Source organism: Lysobacter brunescens (assembly GCF_042677005.1).
In the GTDB taxonomy this organism is placed as follows: Bacteria; Pseudomonadota; Gammaproteobacteria; order Xanthomonadales; family Xanthomonadaceae; genus Lysobacter_I; species Lysobacter_I brunescens.
Genome location: NZ_JBHTIF010000005.1, coordinates 49,797 through 65,678 on the forward strand (window position 1 = coordinate 49,797; position 15,882 = coordinate 65,678).

The following is a 15,882-nucleotide window of genomic DNA, read 5'->3' on the forward strand; positions in this document are numbered from 1 at the left end:
GCGGGGGTCGAGATGGGCATCGGGGGCTGCCTCCTGAGCGGGTGGAGTGTGTTGTAACCGAACGCATGGACGACTGCCGTGACCATCTTGGCAGGCCGGAGCCGTCATCCTGCCCCCGACAAGGCGTGCATACCTGAACACGGCGTCCGTTTCCATGACCTCCGGGGCATTGAAGCGGACCGCAACCGGCCGCATAGGGGATAGTCACATTCCCCGGACCGGAGTCCCGCGCATGAACACCCACGGCTTTCTCGACCAGCTGCTCAAGACCGCCCAGCAGAGCCTCGGCGGCGGCATGGAAAGCCTCACCGGCAGCAAGGACGTGAAAGGCGCCGTCGGCGGCCCCTTCGGCAAGGGCGCCCTGGTCGGCGGCGCGCTGGGCCTGCTGCTGGGCAACCGCAAGGCGCGCAAGATGGGCGGCAAGGTGGCGGTCTACGGTGGCCTGGCCGCGCTCGGCGTGATGGCCTACAAGGCCTACGGCGAATACCAGAAGCAGAAAAGCGGCACCGGCACCGGCACCGTCGCCGGCAGCATGCCCGCCACGCCGCCGGCCGCCCTGCCCCCACCCGATGCCGAAAACCATAGCCAGGCGATCCTCAAGGCCCTGATCGCCGCCGCCAAGGCCGACGGCCATGTCGACGATCGCGAACGCGAACTGATCGAAGGCGAATTCCGCCGCATCGACGCCGACCCGCAGACCCAGCAGTGGCTGCACGCCGAACTGCAGAAGCCGCTCGATCCCGCCGAGATCGCCCGCGCCGCCACCACACCCGAACTGGCGTCCGAGATGTACCTCGCCAGCCTGCTCGCCGCCGACGAACAGAACTTCATGGAACGCGCCTACCTTGACGAACTCGCCCGCCAGCTGAAGATCGACGACGCGCTGAAGGCGAAGCTGGAACAGCAGTTGCGGGATGCGGAAGGCGTGGGCTGAGGACCGCCTGCCGCCCTTTCGCCGGAGTCACGGATCATCCTGGTCCGCGACTTTGGCCAGGAACGAAAAAACCCGCTCTCGCGAGCGGGTTTTTTCGTGTCCGGAGCCGCGTCGGTCACCAGCAGTAATCGACCGTCTCGCTGCCTGTCTTTTCCTTCACGCCCTGGTTGTTGATCGACATCGTGCCGCAGTAGGTATCCACGGTGGCCTGGCGACCCTGCGGCACCGCGCGGAGACGGTAGGCGGTCCGCGTGGCGGCGCCATCGAAGGCGACCTGGTAGTGACGGGTCACATCCTGCCCGGCCTGGCACTGCGGCAACGCGACCGCCACACCCGCCATGGTCTGGTCGTAACGCAGGTTGGTCGTATAGAAGCGCTCCATGAACTGCTGCATTTCCAGCAGGCAGCCCTTGGCAGCTTCGCGACGCGTCTTGACCACGTGGTTCTGGTAGGCGGGATACGCGATGGCCGCGAGGACCGAGATGATCAGCACGACGATGATCATCTCGACCAGGGTGAAGCCCTGGACACGACGCGCGGAGCGGGAGGCATGTGAACGATGGGAGATCATGGTCAGTTCCGTACGATTTCGCGCCAGGAGATGCGCCCGCTGAAGTAACCCTGCGGTACCGGCACGCTGGCCGGGCCGAGGGCGCCGTTGACGATGCATTGTCCATCCACGCACACCGGGTCCGTCAACAGGCCCACGCCAGGATCGAAGGAGCCGACGAAGGTGCCGGTGCCGGGACCGCCGCCGAGCAGGTCGTTGCTGAAGTTGCCGTCGAAGTTGGTGTCGAAGAAACCCGCGCGGATCGAGGTACCGGTGTAGGCGTCGATCGCGTTCAGGTAACCGCGTCCCGGCGTACAGGGATTGCTGGTATTCGGGATCACGCTCGACGCGACGAGCACATCGCGGATGATCTGCGGTTCGCCGATCATGCGCTCGCCTTCGCGGGTGTTGCCCGGCGGCAGGTCGAGATCGACGTACCAGCCCTTGCTGTTGGCCGGCAACGCGGCATTCGGCTCGAACGCACGGCGCTTGGTCGCCTCGTCGTAGAGCGCGATGTTGCGCGAGGTCAGATCGGTGCGGCGCAGGGAGCCGGTGTTGCTGTCGGAATCCTTGATGCCGTACCAGGTCTGCAGCGTGTCATCGAGCAGGTCGTTGGTGGTCAGCAGGCGACCCGTGCCGAAGAACACCCAGCGATCCTCGGACACCGGATCGAAGGAAATGGTCACGCCGCCGGTGATGGGCTGCGTGAAGCCGCTGGTCGGCGCGTAAAGCGGGCGGTTGTTGGCGACGCGCCACTGGTTGTTGTTGCTGTTGGAGAGGTCGAACTTCCAGACGTTGCCGCGCAGGTCGCCGGCGTACACGTAGTCGACCGTGCCATCGCCGTTCTCGTCCCAGCCGTTCGGCGCCGACAGGCCATTCGGGCCGGTGCCGCCAGCGGGGGCTTCGATTTCGGCGAGCTTGGCGCCGGTGCGCACGTCGAAGACGAACAGCACGGCCTTGTCGCTGCTGCTGTTGATGCCGTTGGCGACCACGAGACCGACGCTGCCGTCGTTGAGCCGCGTGATGAACGGCGCGCCGAGCACCTGGCCCAGGTTCGCCTCGGTGGCCCCGGTTTTCTCCCAGAGCACCTTGGTCTGGTCGAAGGTGACGGGATTGGTGATATCCAGCGCATACAACCCGCGGCCGCCGCGACCGAGCGAGCCGACCAGCACCGTCTGCGACGCGAAGTGGCGCTTCGTCGATGCAACGAGCGGGCCGTCCACGTAGAACTTGTGGTTGTACGACGGATCGGCGTATTCCTTGAGCTTGTTGAAATCCTGGCCATTCGGCACGTAGGCGAAGCGCTCGACGCCCGTCGATGCATCGAAGGCATGCAGCATGCCGTCGTTGGCGCCGATGTACACCGTGTCCACCGTCGTCGAGGTCTTCACGTAGACCGGCGAGCTGTTGACGATGTCGCCCAGCAGGCTCTGGCGATTGCGCAGCGTGCCGCCGACATTGATGACTTCCTCGCGGCTGCGGTCGCCGCGGATGTAGTCGGCGATGGCCGGCGTGAGCACGCCCTGCTGCGTGCTGGTCGGGAACGTGGCACCCGTCGTGCCGTTGTGGGTGAAGATGCGGCGCGTCGTCCAGGTCGGGATGGTGGCATTCCAGCTGGCGACATTGCCGACGCCGGCATTCGTCACCGGATAGGCGCTGAGTTCGCCGTACCACTTGCCGGTGAAGTAGCGGGCGATGAACACCTTCACGCCGGCGGTGGTCGAGCTGCCGGCCACGGACGCGTTGGAGCCCGTGCCGCGACGCGAGGCGATCGCGCGCAGGGCGCTGCCCAGACCATCGACGAACTGGTCCGGATTACCCGCGCTGACGAAGGCGCCACGGCCGTTGACGGCGGCATGGAACAGGTCATCGATGCGCTCGGCGTCTTCGCTGTCGTTCGGGTTCGGCCAGGCCACGCTCTGGTTGTTGCGCACGCGGGTCATGGTGCTTTCGACATCCAGCGTGCCGCGCAGGCCGATGGAGATGCCGAAGGTCACCATGTGCTGCCAGAACGCCGGATTGGACACCGACGAGGGCACCGTATTGGTCAGGTCCGTGCGCAGGTCGCGCTTCCAGTAATGCATCGCGACATCGGCCAGCGTGTTGTTCCAGGCGTCGCTGAACGGTGCGGCTGCGGTGTAGGTGTAGGGCGGACCATCGGGACGCGAGATCGCGGTGCCGTTGCTGCCATCGGCATTACCCATCGCTGCCACAGGGGCCTGACCTTCGGTGTTCCAGAAACCGTCGGTGGTCAGGATGGTGAAGTTCTGGCGGCACTCGTACTGGCTGGTCGTGGCCTGCGGGCCCCATGGGCCGCCGGTGCCGGTTTCTTCGTAGTACTGACCGGCACGGATCAAAGCCGCCTTGAGCGGGGTACCGTTGCTGGCAGTGGCGTCGAACAGGCGATCGAACCACGTGTTGCGATTGGCATTCCGGAAGAGGCCGTTGTCGGTGCCGACCGGGATTCGATACTCGTCACGCTGCCAGATCGTGGTGAAACCGACGCGATAGGCGTTGTCCGCATTGAAGATGCTGGTGTCGTTGAAAGCGTAGCTGACGCCCGCTTTCGCGACCTTGGTCCGGGTCCGGTGGTAGGTGTACCAGTTCGCGAAGTTGATCTTTTCCTGCGCGACATTGCGGGTCACGCCGCTGGGCCAGGTGAAGCTCGTGACGGTGGTGCAGTTGCCCGTCGTCGAAAAGTTGCGATTGGTGGCATTCCAGGTGCAGCGCTGGGCGCTGCCATTGGTCAGGAACGTGTAGCGGGTGTAGAGACGCGCATCGTTCAGTGCACCGGTGGTCGGCGGCACATAGAAGGTCTGCACCTGACCGTTGAGGTTCGAGGTGCCAGTGAGATGGGTGTTGCTGGTCGACACCGAGTCGTAGCTTTCGTCGGCCATGTAGGTGCCATCGGCACGCTGCCAGCCGCGATAGGTCTGGTTCGGGTTGTAGTAGAGCGTGTTGGTGATGTAGTTCTGGTCGTACATCGCGTCGAGCGCTGTGCTGTTCGACCCGTAATCGCTGTCCTTCGTCCGATTGTCGCCGGTCGCATCCGCGACGACGTTGCCACCATCGCGCACCAGGCTGCTGATGGTCGGGTTGTACATGTAGCGCCAGGCCATCGAACCCGAGTCATCGAGGATGAACCAGATGTTCGGCGGCACGCCGTTGTTGGCCTGCATCGGGGTGTCCGGCAGGGTGATGCCGGCGTGTACCGGCAGACCGAGCAGGGTCGCCATGCAGGCGAACAGGGGCGTCAGCCACTTCGTGGCGGAGGTGCTCCGGCGGACGCGGGACGTATGGGTGCGGGAAGTCATCTCGGCATCTCTCGGTTATTTGCCGGCGTACATGCCCTGCAGGATGACCGAGGCTCGGCCGTCCTGCGCGCTGCGCGAAGTCACGCGGAAGCGTGGGGTCTCGCACTGCGGGCTGCGCTTGTTTTCGGGGAGGGCATCGCATTTGGGCCAGTTGACGCCGAGGCCCATGTTCTCGATGAAGAACTGCGGCGGATCCATGCTCGCATCGACGACGGTGCCGGTACGCCAGGCCATGCCGGGATCGAGCCAGCGTTCGGTCGCCGCCGGATCGGGCGTACCGCACAGGCCATTGACGCAGCCGCTGCCCGGAAAGGCGGGCTGCGGATCGAGCAGCGCCTCGGCTTCGCGAAGACCGGCTTCGGCCACCTGGAACGCCATGCCGCGATCGAGGAGGTTCGCGGTCATGCGCTCCTCCAGGATGGTGCCACGCAGGCTCGCCAGGCCCAGCAGGGTCATCAGGAGCAGCAGGATGAGCACGACGACGAGCGTCGCGCCGCGCTGGCTGTTGGACGAACGGGTGAAGGGACGGCGGATCATGGCAGACGATTCCGGAGCGTGGCGGTGTGGGCGATGGTGCGTTGCAGGCGGACATTGCCGACGCCGGCGCGATCGGTGCTGGCGACGTTCAGCGCGATGCGCACGGCGGTGACCTCGGCCCAGCGCGCGGGCGGAACGAGCGATGCATCGACATACGCGCCCGCACCCGAGAGCAGATACTGCAGCTGCATGTTCTCGACGCCCTCGGCGATTTCCTGGTTGGTCGTCACCGCACCACCCGCGCCGTTGTTGCCCAGCGAGACGCGGAACAGCGAGTTCGTGCCGTTGCGGTTGCGGCCGATGTACCAGCGCACGGCGTGCAGGCGGGCGATGGTGGCATTGGCGCCGTAGGTGTAAGGCGTGCCGAGCGCATCCGGGCACGACTTGGGCGGCGGGTAGCCCAGGCCCTTGGTGCAGTTGCCCGGCGTCGCGGTGTTGCCGGTGTTATGCACCACCACTTCATTGGTGCCCGGCTGCGCGTTGGTCACCTGGAACAGGGTCATCTGGCGGTTGTCACAGACGATCGCGATGTCCGAATCGTCCAGGACGTGATTCGCAGTGTTGAGCTGGAACTGCGCGGCACTGGGGTTGTGATTGACCACGGTCACGCCGCTGGAGTTGTCGCCCGACATGACATCGACGGCATCGGTACCCGCGATGCGGTTGCCGACGCCGGTGCCGAAGGCGGTCCCCGGCGAGGCGACGCCGCCTTCGTAGCCGGTGATGCCGCGATTCCAGTTCGCCCACCAGTCGGCCGTGGGGTTGAGCACGTTCACGAACAGCAGGTTCTTGCCGCAGGGATTGCCGCCGGCTTCGCGGATGTCGCGGGCCATCAGCTCGTAGGCCATGCGGCTGTTTTCCTGCACGCGGCCCAGGCCTTCGGTGGCGCGGTAGGTCTGGCGGTTCGAGATGAAGATGGCGCCGGCGCTGACCACGACCAGCAGGCCGAGCATCAGCGCGATCATCAGCTCGATCAGGCTGAAGCCGCGAACGCCCGAGGCCGTGCGGAAACCCGCCCGGGATGTGCGCTGACGGCGATGGGAAGTCGTTCGGCTCATATGCGGGACGTCGTCGAGAAGGAATAGGTCTGTGCGGAAGCGCCGCCCGCACGCGAGTCGTCCCAGCGCACCAGGATGGTGCAGGTGGGTCCGTCGCAGCGCACCTGGCCGCAGGCGGTGGGGCCGAGGTTGTCCTGGATGGTCTGGATCCACTGCCGCTGGTCGTTCGCGGTGATGGATCCGCCGCCCGGCACCGCGCAGGTGAGCGGCATGTTGTAGGCCCCGCCGCGCGCCGCATCGGCGTTCGCGCGCATGGCGTCGAAGATCGAATAGATGTGGATGACGCTCTGGCTGCGCTCCAGCGAGCTCTGGCTGTTGCGCAGCGCGGTCGCCTGCAGCGCGGCCACGCCGAGCAGGCCGATGGCCAGCACCAGCACGGCGACGAGCACCTCGATCAGGCCGACACCCCGGGCATGGGCGGCGGTACGCGGCGCGCGACGGCGACCGGAGGCGATGCGGGAGGAATTCGGTCGAGTACCCATCAGATGTTTCCTGGAGCGGGACAGGTGTTGCCGGCGGCATCGACCGGCGCCTTCACGCCGACGCGGCCGCCGAGGGTGATGGCGATGTCGCGGGCATTGGTCTCCGGCTGGTTCACCGGGAGGCAGATGCGCAGGTTGGCCTCCAGCAGGGCGTTGTCGTTGTAGGCCAGGCCATCGGCGCGGAACACCACGCGATTGTTGGGGATGTTGCTGCTGGCAAGGACCACCAGCGGTCCCTCGAAGGTGCCGGTGCGCATGATCTCGCCGGCATCGGGGATGTTGTTGCGGTTGAAATCCGTGAACACGATCCAGCCGCGCCAGGGCGAACCATTCCTGCAGGTCGTGGAATCGATGCTTTCGCACAGCACGGTGCGGACATTGCGGCGGATCGCCTCGCTGCGCGCGATCTGGAAGGCCGCCACTGCTTCGTTCGCGGCGCCGGTCAGGCGGTTGCCGTTGGTCATGGTGGAAAACAACGGGATGCCGATGCCGATCACCACCGCCAGGACACCCAGCGTGACCATCAGCTCGATCAGGGTGAAGCCATGGCTGGCGCGATGCCCCCCGGGTGCGGGACTCTTTCGACGGATGATGCCCATCTGACCTCCGAACGTGATGGAGGGAGGATAGGCGGGCCCTCGGGTAGTCGCCAGCGCATCGCCCGCCACCGCCGATGGGCGGCCGGCACCGTGGCATGAGCGGCACCGCTGCCAAGCGCCCGTGCATCCTCTGCACCGAAGCCTGTGACGCAGGGCATGATGGCGGCATGACGCAGCCCGCACGCCCCCCTGCCCCGGCAACCGCTCCCGCGCCCACCCACGCCTCCTCCCCGCTCGATGCGCTCTGGCAGGGCGGCGTGGTGATCTGGGTCGTGCTGGCAGCGGAAGGCCTGGCCGCCATCCTCACGCTGGCCTCCGACGAACCCGAGGGCCGCTGGATCCGTTTCGGCCTGCTCTCGCTGATGGTGCTCTGGGTCTGCCTGCTCACGCTCGGCGGGCTTTACCTGCTGCGTTCGCGGCTGCGCAACGCCAAGCCGCTGTTCATCGCCTACTTCACGGTCGCGCTGCTGTTGCTGAGCGGGATCGGCGTGATGGTGGCGAGCAACCTGGTGCTGGGCGAGCTGTGGCGGGTCCCGGAACACCAGCGCAGCGACACCTACCTGCGTACGGCAGGCATCACGCTGATCGTCAGCCTGCTGGCGCTGGCGGCGTTCCAGAACCACTGGCGCGCACGCCAGTTCGCGGTGCGCGCCAAACAGGCGGAACTGGCTGCCCTGCAGGCCCGCGTGCGTCCGCATTTCCTGTTCAACACCCTCAACACCGGCGCGGCGCTGGTCCACAACCGGCCGGACGACGCCGAAAAGCTGTTGCTGGACCTGGCAGATCTGTTCCGCGCGGCGCTGGCCGGCCCACGTGAAATCCCGCTGCGCGAAGAGATCGCCCTGATCGAGCGCTACCTGGAAATCGAGGCGCTGCGCTTCCGCGACCGCCTGCGAGTGCGCTGGCGCATGCCCGTACCGATGCCGGAGATCATGGTGCCGTCGCTGTCGCTGCAGCCGCTGGTCGAGAACGCGATCAAGCACGGCATCGAGCGCATCCCCGGCGGCGGCGACATCGACATCGAGGTCGAGGCGCGCGACGACAGCGTGATCGTGGTGATCGACAACCCGATGCCGGACGCGCGCGCGGCCGGCGAGAGCCGCGGCCACAACGTCGGCCTGCCCTCCTCGCTGGCGCAGATCGAGGCGTCCACCGAAGGCCGGGGCGGCGTGGACGTGCGCTCCGCCGACGGCCGCTTCACGGTGACCGTACGGCTGCCGGCGGCGCGCTGAGCGCCGCCGGCTGGCCGTCTATTTCGATCGACCTCAGGCCACCACCTCGTAGCACGGGCGGTACGCGCCCGAGATCTTCATGCGCCGCTGTTCGACGAAGGCGCGCAGCAGGGCGTCGAGGGATTGCATCATGTCGGTATCGCCGTGGATCTTGAACGGGCCGAATTCCTCGATGCGGCGCATGCCGTCTTCCTTCACGTTGCCGGCGACGATGCCCGAGAACGCACGGCGCAGGTCCGCAGCGAGCTCGGCCGGCTTGCGGCCGTGGTGCAGGTCCAGCGCCGCCATCGCTTCATGGGTCGGCACGAACGGCTGCTGGAACGCCAGCGGGATCTCCAGCGACCAGTTGAAGAAGAACGAATCCTTCTCGACGATGCGGTTCTCGCGCACCTTGCGGATGCCGCTCGCCATCTTCTTCGCGACCTTCGCCGGATCGGCGACGATGATCTCGTAGCGCGAGGTCGCGACCTCGCCGAGGGTGAGGCGCAGGAACTTGTCGATCTGCTCGAAATACGGCGCCGACGCTGCCGGACCAGTGAGGATGAGCGGGAACGGCAGGTTCGCGTTCTCTTCCTGCAGCAGGATGCCGAGCAGGTAGAGGATTTCCTCGGCGGTGCCGACGCCGCCCGGGAAGACGATGATGCCGTGGCCCATGCGGACGAAGGCTTCGAGACGCTTCTCGATGTCCGGCATGATCACCAGGTGATTGACGATCGGGTTCGGCGACTCCGCCGCGATGATGCCCGGCTCGGTGATGCCGATGTAGCGCATGCGGCGATGGCGCTGCTTGGCATGCGCGATCGTCGCCCCCTTCATCGGCCCCTTCATCGCGCCCGGGCCGCAGCCGGTGCAGATGTCCAGGCCGCGCAGGCCCAGCTCGTAGCCGACCTGCTTGGTGTAGAGGTATTCGTCACGGTTGATCGAATGGCCGCCCCAGCAGACCACCAGGTTCGGGTCGATCGGGTGCAGGATCCGTGCATTGCGCAGCAGGCCGAACACCGCGTCGGTGATGCCTTCGGACGAGACCAGGTTGCGCGGGCCGCCTTCACGCAGCTCGATCGCCGTGTACGCGAGGTCGCGCACCACCGCGAACAGCAGCTCCGCGACACCGCGGATGATCTCGCCGTCGACGAAGGCCGTGGCCGGCGCCTTCACCAGCTCGATCCGGACGCCGCGATCCTGCTGCAGCACCTGGATGTCGAAATCGGGATACAGCTCGCGCGCCGCGCGCGGGTCGTCCGACGCGCTGCCGCTGGTCAGCACCGCCAGCGCGCAGCGGCGCAGCAGTTCGTGCATGCCGCCGCTCGACGCGTCGCGCAGGCGCGCGACCTCGTCGCGTGACAGGACGTCGAGCGCACCGCGCGGGTAGATGTGCGCATCGACGGTGGGGAGGATGGAAACAGTCTCGTGGGTCATCGTTCGTATCGTCGTCTTCGTTGTGTGCCCGTGGACTTTATCGCAGGAAAACGGCGATGGACAGCGCCCTGTCCGCCCCGGAAAACCAGGGCTCGCAAACGACGACGGCCGGGGATTCCCCGGCCGTCGTACATACCACGTCGACGCCTTGGCGGCGCCGCGGATGCAGGCATCCGATCAGAACATGTACTTCAGGGTCAGCTGGGCGGCCCACTGCGACTCGCCGCGCTGCTGGCGGGTCACGTAGTCCTCGACTTCACCGTTGACGCCGTAGATGTAGCGGCCGTTGGCGTCCAGACCCTGGTAGTTCACGAAGCTGCGCGCCAGGCCACCCTGCGCCTGGAAGGCGATCTCGTCGATGCGACCCCAGTCCTTGTTCAGCAGATTGCCGAAGTTGAGGATGTCGAGCGCCAGGAGGATCTTGTTGCCCTTGAAGAAGCCCGGGAATTCCTGGCTGATGCGCACGTCGAAGTTGTGCACCCAGTCGCCGTACGAGCTGTTGCGCTCGACCACGCCGCCGGCATAGCGGTTCAGGCCGTTGGCGTTCGCGATCTGCCAGAACAGCGCTTCTTCGTCGGCGGCGCTGCCGCTGGCGTTGACGTCGCGGAACACCACTTCGCCCGAGCCGGCGCGGGTCGGGATGTACATCAGGTCGTTGGTGATGCCGTCGCCGTTGAGGTCGTTGTTGTAGATCCAGCTGTACGGCTTGCCCTTGCGGCCTTCATAGAACACGCCGACCGTGGTCTTGTTGTCGCCGAAGAACTTGTGCTCCCAGTTCAGCTGGCCGGTGAAGCGGTCGCGGATCATGTAGGCCGAATTCGCGGCGACTTCCTCGTTCGGGTTGTACACCGCCACCGAGTTCCAGTTCGAGTTCGACACCGAGGAGGTCAGCGGGCTGACTTCCTTGGCGCGGGTGTAGGAATAACCCAGGCCCCAGCGCCAGTCATCCATGAAATGGCCCTGCAGCGACAGGGTCAGGTTGTCGCCGTAGCCCTTGCCGGTGCGCTCGGCGACCAGCACGTTGGCGAAGTTGGCGTTGCTGAGCGCGCGGTTGCGGAAGCCGGTGCAGGCACCGTTGGTGATGTTCGAACCGTTGGCGTTCCAGCAGGCGCCGTTGTAACCCTGCGGCGTGTAGTACAGGTTGCGGCCGTCGCTGCCCTGGCGGGTCGGATTACCGAGGTTCAGGTGCTTGTAGTAGATGCCGTCCTGCACTTCGGTCCGGATGTACTCGATGCCGGCGGTCATGTTCCACCACGGCAGCTCGTGTTCGAACGCGATGTTCGCCTTCCACACCGAGGGCTGGGCGAGGTCGGGCGAGAGGAAGTCGACGTTGGCCGCAGGCGTGGTGCCGGCGAAGCTGGTCGGCTGCGCGTTGGTGTTCGGCGTGAACAGGCCGTCGGTGGTCGGGCAGGCAGCGAAACCGGCGATGCCGCAGCCGATCACGCGGGTGGCGATACCGGTGTTGGAGTACGGGTTCGACAGCCACACGTTGGCGGCGGCGCCTTCGAACAGGCCGATGCCGCCGCGCAGCTGCATGGCGCGCTCGGTCGAGAAGGTGTAGTTGAAGCCCAGGCGCGGCTGGAACAGGCTGTCGCCGTCGAGCGTGACGTCGTTGCGCAGGCCGAAACCGCCGGTGGCGCGGGTGACCGTGCCGTTCTGCGGCGTGGTCGAACCGGTCAGCGTGCCCGGCACGACGGCCGCGGCGGCGGCGGCGTTGAACAGCGGCTTCTGGGCCATGCCCTTGCGGTCGACGCGGATGCCGGCGGTGATGGTCAGGTTCTCGTTGACCGCCCAGGTGTCCTGCAGGAACAGGCCGAGGTTCTGGTAGTCCCACTCGGCCACGCCGTCGCCGAGGGTGAAGCCGGGGGCGCCGACCTGGACCGAGTAGCTGGTCGGACGACCGCGGCGGAAGTTCTCGAGCACGGCCGCTTCGTTCTGCGCACGCGTGGCGGTGTTGCAGGTCAGCGCACCGGCCTGGAACTGGTAGAAACCGGCCGCACCGTTGATGCAGGCGAAGGTGTAGTTGCCCTTGGTGTCCTGCAGGAACGCGTTGTAGACGGTGTTGTCGTCGTAGTCGGCGCCGAACTTCACGGTGTGGTCGCCGAGGAACAGCGTACCGGCGGCGTAGAAGTTCCAGGTCTCGGTGGACAGGTCGTTGAAGTGACGGCTGCGCTCCGTACCGAAGACCAGGCCGGCCGAGGTGCTGGCGACGGCCGGCGAACCGGCGGGCAGCGCGCCCGCGAAGTTCAGGCGGATCTGCGGCAGGTCGGAATTGTTGATCGGCGTGCTGACGTAGTCGCGGTACGAGGCCTTGAACTCGGTCGAGAACGTGTCGTTCCAGTCGGAGAAGAATTCACCGACGTAGGTCTCGATCACCTTCTCTTGGTTGTACCAGTGCGAGCTCAGCGAGATCGCGTTGTTGAAGAAGGTCGGATAGATCGGATCGGTCTGCTCGGTCTTGCTCCAGCGCAGGCTGGCGCGGTGGCGCTCGCCGATGTTGGCATCGAGCTTGAGCAGGGCGTCGGTGACTTCGAGCTCGGCGCCGGAGGCTTCGGTCGAACCGATGTCGACGCTGTAGTTCGTGCTGGCGATGTTCTGCGCGCCGGTGATGGCGCTCTGCGTGATCGCCACGTTGGTGCGGGCGCTGCCCAGCGGGCCGAATTCAGGCGTGCTGCGCGTGCTGGTCAGCTCTTCGTAGGCGGCGAAGAAGAACAGGCGGTCCTTCAGCAGCGGGCCGCCGAAGGTGAAGCCCTTGGTGTCTTCCTCGAACTCCGGTGCATCGAAGTAGGCGCCGGTGGTGCGGTTGAAACGGCGACCGGCGCCGCGGTCGTCGCGATAGATGTAGTACACCGAACCCTTGAAGTCGTTGGTGCCCGACTTGGTCACGGCGTTGATGTTCGCGCCGGTGTAGCCCTTCTGGGTGACGTCGTAGTTCGAGATGTTGACCTGCACCGACTGGATGGCGTCGATCGAGATCGGCTGCTTGGCGGTCGGCAGGTTGTTGGCTTCCAGGCCGAAGGTGTCGTTGGTCGCGACGCCGTCGATGGTGATCGAGTTGTAGCGCGAGTTCTGGCCGCCGGCGGAGATTTCGCCGCGCTCCTTGTCGGTCTGCGAGATGCGCGGATCGAAGCGCACGTAGTCCTGCAGGTTGCGCTGGACCGAGGCGTAGTTGTCGAGATCGGCGCGGCTGATCGCGGTGCCGGCGCCCATCTTGTCGGAGCTGAAGATCTGCGGGCCGGCGGTGCCGGTCACGCGGATGGCGTCGAGTTCTGCGCTGCCGATCGAGATGTCGATCTGCGAGGTCTGGTCGAGGGCGAGGTAGATGTCGCTCTCGGTCTGGGTACCGGCGCCTTCCTTGTTCGCGGTGACCTTGTACGGACCGCCGACGCGCAGGCCGCGGGCGTTGTAGCGGCCGTTGGCATCGGTGACCGCACGGCTGACCGTGCCCGACTCGGTGTGGACGATCGTGACTTCAGCGCCGGCGACGGGCTGACCATCGGATCCGAGCACCTGTCCGCCGATCGCGGCGGTGGTGTTCTGGGCGAAAGCCGGCGCCGCGGCGAGCGCGACGATCAGCCCGATCGACAGTTTGGAGAGTCGGAGACGGTTGGTGTGGTTCATTGTTCTTGGCCTCGGTGGAGAACGATGCGGAAACGATGCAGAAATGTCGTGGCGTACGGCAGACCGCCGGCGCATGAAGCACAGCGATCACAGCGTGGGGAAGACCTGACCGGTTCCGGGTGGCATGCGCGACGACATGCGCACCGGTACGGGTTAAGGATAGGTTAACACGATAACGAACGGGAATGACAGGCAAATGACAGCGAATGAAACCGTAAGCCATTGAAATCATTGGCTGAACAGTGTTCATGCATCACTTGAATGTCACGCCGCAATCATTTCTGCGACCAGTATGCGGCCCGGCCGGGACCCCGAAACGGGCTCCAATGCGGGCTCGGACGCGGGCCCGGTCGCCCTTCAGCCGGCGAGGAAGGCAGCGACGCCGTCCATCAGCATCTGCACCGAGATCGCGACCAGCAGCATGCCCATCAGGCGTTCGAGCGCGGTGAGCACGCGCATGCCGAGCCACTTGTAGAGATAGGTCGCGGAAAACAGGATAGCGGCCGTCGCGGCCCAGGCGATGACCAGCGCGAGGCTCCAGTCGCCCAGTCGCGCGGGGTCCTTGCTGCCCATCAGGATCACCGCCGCCATGCCCGACGGGCCGGCCACCAGCGGGATGGCCATCGGCACGATGAAGGGCTCGCCGTCGGGAATCTCGCCCATCAGGCCTTCCGGCGGCGGGAAGATCATGCGGATGCCGATCAGGAACAGCACGATGCCGCCGGCGATCGACACCGACTCCTGGCGGAGGTGCATCAGTTCGAGTGCGTACTTGCCGCACCACAAAAAGGCCATCAGCACGCCGAGCGCGATGAGCAGTTCGCGCGCGAGCACGATGCGCTGACGGCGCGGCGGCAGACTGCGCAGCATGCTGAGGAAGACCGGGACATTGCCCAGCGGATCGAGGATCAGGAACAGCAGCAGTGCAGCCGATGCGATCGTCATCGATCCACTCCCGTGGCGGAGATCAAATGGAGAAAGGTGCCCAGACCTGACCGCGACGGTCGATGCCGGCGGCGGACAACAGGTGGACGCATGCAGGAGCGACCTCTGCGGCGGCGCGCGCCTGCGGTTCGGCATCCTCGACGAAGGCCTTCGAACGCAGGGTCGTGCGCATCGGCCCCGGAGCGAGGCCCGCGACGCGCACCGGCGAATTCGCCAGTTCGGCGTGCAGGGTACCGACCAGCGCGGCGAGCGCCGACTGCGCGACGCCATAGGCGCCCCAGTAGGCACCGCCCTGCCCTGCTGCGCCATCGATGGCGAACACGACGGAGGCATCCTCCGCGCTGCGCATCAGCGGCAGGCAGGCCTGGGTCAGCCACCAGCGCGCGGTGAGGTTGACGTGGATCGAGCGTGCGAAATCAGCCGGATCGGTGTTTTCCAGCGGCGTGAGGCCGCCGAAATGCGCGGCGCAGTGCAGGACGCCGTCGAGACGGCCCAACCCGTCGCCGATGCGCTCGGCCATCTCGGCGTAGTCGTCGGGCGTAGCGCCTTCCAGGTCGAGCGGATACAGCAGGGCTTCGCCGCCGGCGCGCACGATGGCGTCGTGCACGCGGTTGAGCTTGGGCACCTTGCGGCCGAGCAGGACCACGGTCGCACCGGCGTCCGCGCAGGCCAGCGCGGAGGCGTGGCCCAGCGCGCCGTGCGCGCCGACCACGAGCACCACGCGTCCCGACAGGGCGCGCGGCGCGGCGGCCTCGATGGCGAACGCCTGCGACATCAGGCCTTCTGCGCCTCGGCGATCATGCGCGCCAGTTCGCCGGATTCGTAGAGTTCCAGCGTGATGTCGCAGCCGCCGATCAGTTCGCCGTTGATGAACAGCTGCGGGAAGGTCGGCCAGTTGGAGAAGCGCGGCAGGTTGGCGCGCACTTCGGGGTCTTCGAGCACGTTGACGCTGTGGAAGTCGCTCGCGCCGGCGAGCTTGAGCGCCTGCGAGGTCCGGCTGGAGAAGCCGCACATCGGGAACTGCGGCGTGCCCTTCATGAAGAGGACGATCGGATGGGATTCGATCTCGGACTGGATGCGTTCCAAAACCGGCATGGTCTGTCTCCTGGGGCTGTTCGGGCGGGAGCGGGGTTCGTCCGGCCGCCGTGGGGTTAGAATGGCCGCCCATTGTAAGCCTTCGCGCGACCCGGGGCC

At 66.4% G+C, this 15,882-nt stretch carries 13 protein-coding genes; 2 read left to right on the forward strand and 11 right to left on the reverse strand.

Features of this window, described 5'->3' with window-relative positions:
• Positions 1 to 232: 232 nt before the first annotated feature.
• Positions 233 to 934 carry a tellurite resistance TerB family protein gene (locus tag ACFQ0E_RS17100; protein WP_386825910.1) on the forward strand — a complete coding sequence of 234 codons (702 nt, stop codon included), beginning with the start codon at positions 233 to 235 and terminating at the stop codon, positions 932 to 934.
• A gap of 115 nt (positions 935 to 1,049) precedes the next feature.
• On the opposite strand, the gene ACFQ0E_RS17105 is transcribed toward ACFQ0E_RS17100, so the two are convergent.
• From ACFQ0E_RS17105 to ACFQ0E_RS17130, 6 genes are read right to left on the reverse strand one after another with little or no spacing between them, the layout of a single operon-like run.
• Entirely contained in the window at positions 1,050 to 1,505 is a 456-nt protein-coding gene (locus tag ACFQ0E_RS17105; protein ID WP_386825912.1) for a type IV pilin protein, read from the reverse strand.
• A 2-nt stretch (positions 1,506 to 1,507) separates the two neighbouring features.
• Positions 1,508 to 4,798 (reverse strand): pilus assembly protein, encoded by a 3,291-nt coding sequence (locus tag ACFQ0E_RS17110; RefSeq protein WP_386825914.1) that lies wholly within the window; start codon positions 4,796 to 4,798, stop codon positions 1,508 to 1,510.
• 15 nt (positions 4,799 to 4,813) lie between these two features.
• Positions 4,814 to 5,335, reverse strand: coding sequence for a pilus assembly PilX family protein (locus ACFQ0E_RS17115; protein WP_386825916.1), 522 nt, complete (start codon positions 5,333 to 5,335; stop codon positions 4,814 to 4,816).
• Entirely contained in the window at positions 5,332 to 6,393 is a 1,062-nt protein-coding gene (locus ACFQ0E_RS17120) for a PilW family protein (RefSeq protein WP_386825918.1), read from the reverse strand. Before ACFQ0E_RS17120 ends, ACFQ0E_RS17115 begins: the two co-directional genes overlap by 4 nt.
• The gene (gene pilV, locus ACFQ0E_RS17125) at positions 6,390 to 6,875 is read right to left on the reverse strand and encodes a type IV pilus modification protein PilV (protein ID WP_386825920.1); all 486 of its coding nucleotides are present in this window, start codon (positions 6,873 to 6,875) and stop codon (positions 6,390 to 6,392) included. The genes ACFQ0E_RS17120 and pilV overlap by 4 nt, the downstream gene beginning before the upstream one ends.
• Entirely contained in the window at positions 6,875 to 7,474 is a 600-nt protein-coding gene (locus ACFQ0E_RS17130; RefSeq protein ID WP_386825922.1) for a GspH/FimT family pseudopilin, read from the reverse strand. The genes pilV and ACFQ0E_RS17130 overlap by 1 nt, the downstream gene beginning before the upstream one ends.
• Before the next feature lie 167 nt (positions 7,475 to 7,641).
• On the opposite strand from ACFQ0E_RS17130, the gene ACFQ0E_RS17135 reads away from it, so the two are divergent.
• Positions 7,642 to 8,706, forward strand: coding sequence for a sensor histidine kinase (locus tag ACFQ0E_RS17135; protein WP_386825924.1), 1,065 nt, complete (start codon positions 7,642 to 7,644; stop codon positions 8,704 to 8,706).
• 33 nt (positions 8,707 to 8,739) lie between these two features.
• Here the strand turns inward: ACFQ0E_RS17135 and ppnN are convergent, their stop codons facing one another.
• The 5 genes from ppnN to grxD form a co-directional block, all read right to left on the reverse strand.
• Complete coding sequence (gene ppnN, locus ACFQ0E_RS17140; RefSeq protein ID WP_386825926.1) at positions 8,740 to 10,122, reverse strand: nucleotide 5'-monophosphate nucleosidase PpnN; 1,383 nt, start codon at positions 10,120 to 10,122, stop codon at positions 8,740 to 8,742.
• A 177-nt stretch (positions 10,123 to 10,299) separates the two neighbouring features.
• The gene (locus ACFQ0E_RS17145) at positions 10,300 to 13,743 is read right to left on the reverse strand and encodes a TonB-dependent receptor (protein ID WP_386825927.1); all 3,444 of its coding nucleotides are present in this window, start codon (positions 13,741 to 13,743) and stop codon (positions 10,300 to 10,302) included.
• A gap of 357 nt (positions 13,744 to 14,100) precedes the next feature.
• Complete coding sequence (locus ACFQ0E_RS17150; protein WP_386825929.1) at positions 14,101 to 14,688, reverse strand: MarC family protein; 588 nt, start codon at positions 14,686 to 14,688, stop codon at positions 14,101 to 14,103.
• A gap of 22 nt (positions 14,689 to 14,710) precedes the next feature.
• Positions 14,711 to 15,463 (reverse strand): SDR family NAD(P)-dependent oxidoreductase, encoded by a 753-nt coding sequence (locus tag ACFQ0E_RS17155; RefSeq protein WP_386825931.1) that lies wholly within the window; start codon positions 15,461 to 15,463, stop codon positions 14,711 to 14,713.
• A complete protein-coding gene (gene grxD / locus ACFQ0E_RS17160) occupies positions 15,463 to 15,783 on the reverse strand; it encodes a Grx4 family monothiol glutaredoxin (RefSeq protein ID WP_137852820.1) in 321 nt (106 codons plus the stop codon). Before grxD ends, ACFQ0E_RS17155 begins: the two co-directional genes overlap by 1 nt.
• Between the last annotated feature and the right edge of the window lie 99 nt (positions 15,784 to 15,882).

Bases quoted from the DNA above. Each gene is read 5' to 3' on its own strand.
- ACFQ0E_RS17100 (WP_386825910.1), top strand. From the start codon at position 233: ATGAACACCCACGGCTTTCTCGACCAGCTGCTCAAGACCGCCCAGCAG.
- ACFQ0E_RS17105 (WP_386825912.1), bottom strand. From the start codon at position 1,505: ATGATCTCCCATCGTTCACATGCCTCCCGCTCCGCGCGTCGTGTCCAG.
- ACFQ0E_RS17110 (WP_386825914.1), bottom strand. From the start codon at position 4,798: ATGACTTCCCGCACCCATACGTCCCGCGTCCGCCGGAGCACCTCCGCC.
- ACFQ0E_RS17115 (WP_386825916.1), bottom strand. From the start codon at position 5,335: ATGATCCGCCGTCCCTTCACCCGTTCGTCCAACAGCCAGCGCGGCGCG.
- ACFQ0E_RS17120 (WP_386825918.1), bottom strand. From the start codon at position 6,393: ATGAGCCGAACGACTTCCCATCGCCGTCAGCGCACATCCCGGGCGGGT.
- pilV (WP_386825920.1), bottom strand. From the start codon at position 6,875: ATGGGTACTCGACCGAATTCCTCCCGCATCGCCTCCGGTCGCCGTCGC.
- ACFQ0E_RS17130 (WP_386825922.1), bottom strand. From the start codon at position 7,474: ATGGGCATCATCCGTCGAAAGAGTCCCGCACCCGGGGGGCATCGCGCC.
- ACFQ0E_RS17135 (WP_386825924.1), top strand. From the start codon at position 7,642: ATGACGCAGCCCGCACGCCCCCCTGCCCCGGCAACCGCTCCCGCGCCC.
- ppnN (WP_386825926.1), bottom strand. From the start codon at position 10,122: ATGACCCACGAGACTGTTTCCATCCTCCCCACCGTCGATGCGCACATC.
- ACFQ0E_RS17145 (WP_386825927.1), bottom strand. From the start codon at position 13,743: ATGAACCACACCAACCGTCTCCGACTCTCCAAACTGTCGATCGGGCTG.
- ACFQ0E_RS17150 (WP_386825929.1), bottom strand. From the start codon at position 14,688: ATGACGATCGCATCGGCTGCACTGCTGCTGTTCCTGATCCTCGATCCG.
- ACFQ0E_RS17155 (WP_386825931.1), bottom strand. From the start codon at position 15,463: ATGTCGCAGGCGTTCGCCATCGAGGCCGCCGCGCCGCGCGCCCTGTCG.
- grxD (WP_137852820.1), bottom strand. From the start codon at position 15,783: ATGCCGGTTTTGGAACGCATCCAGTCCGAGATCGAATCCCATCCGATC.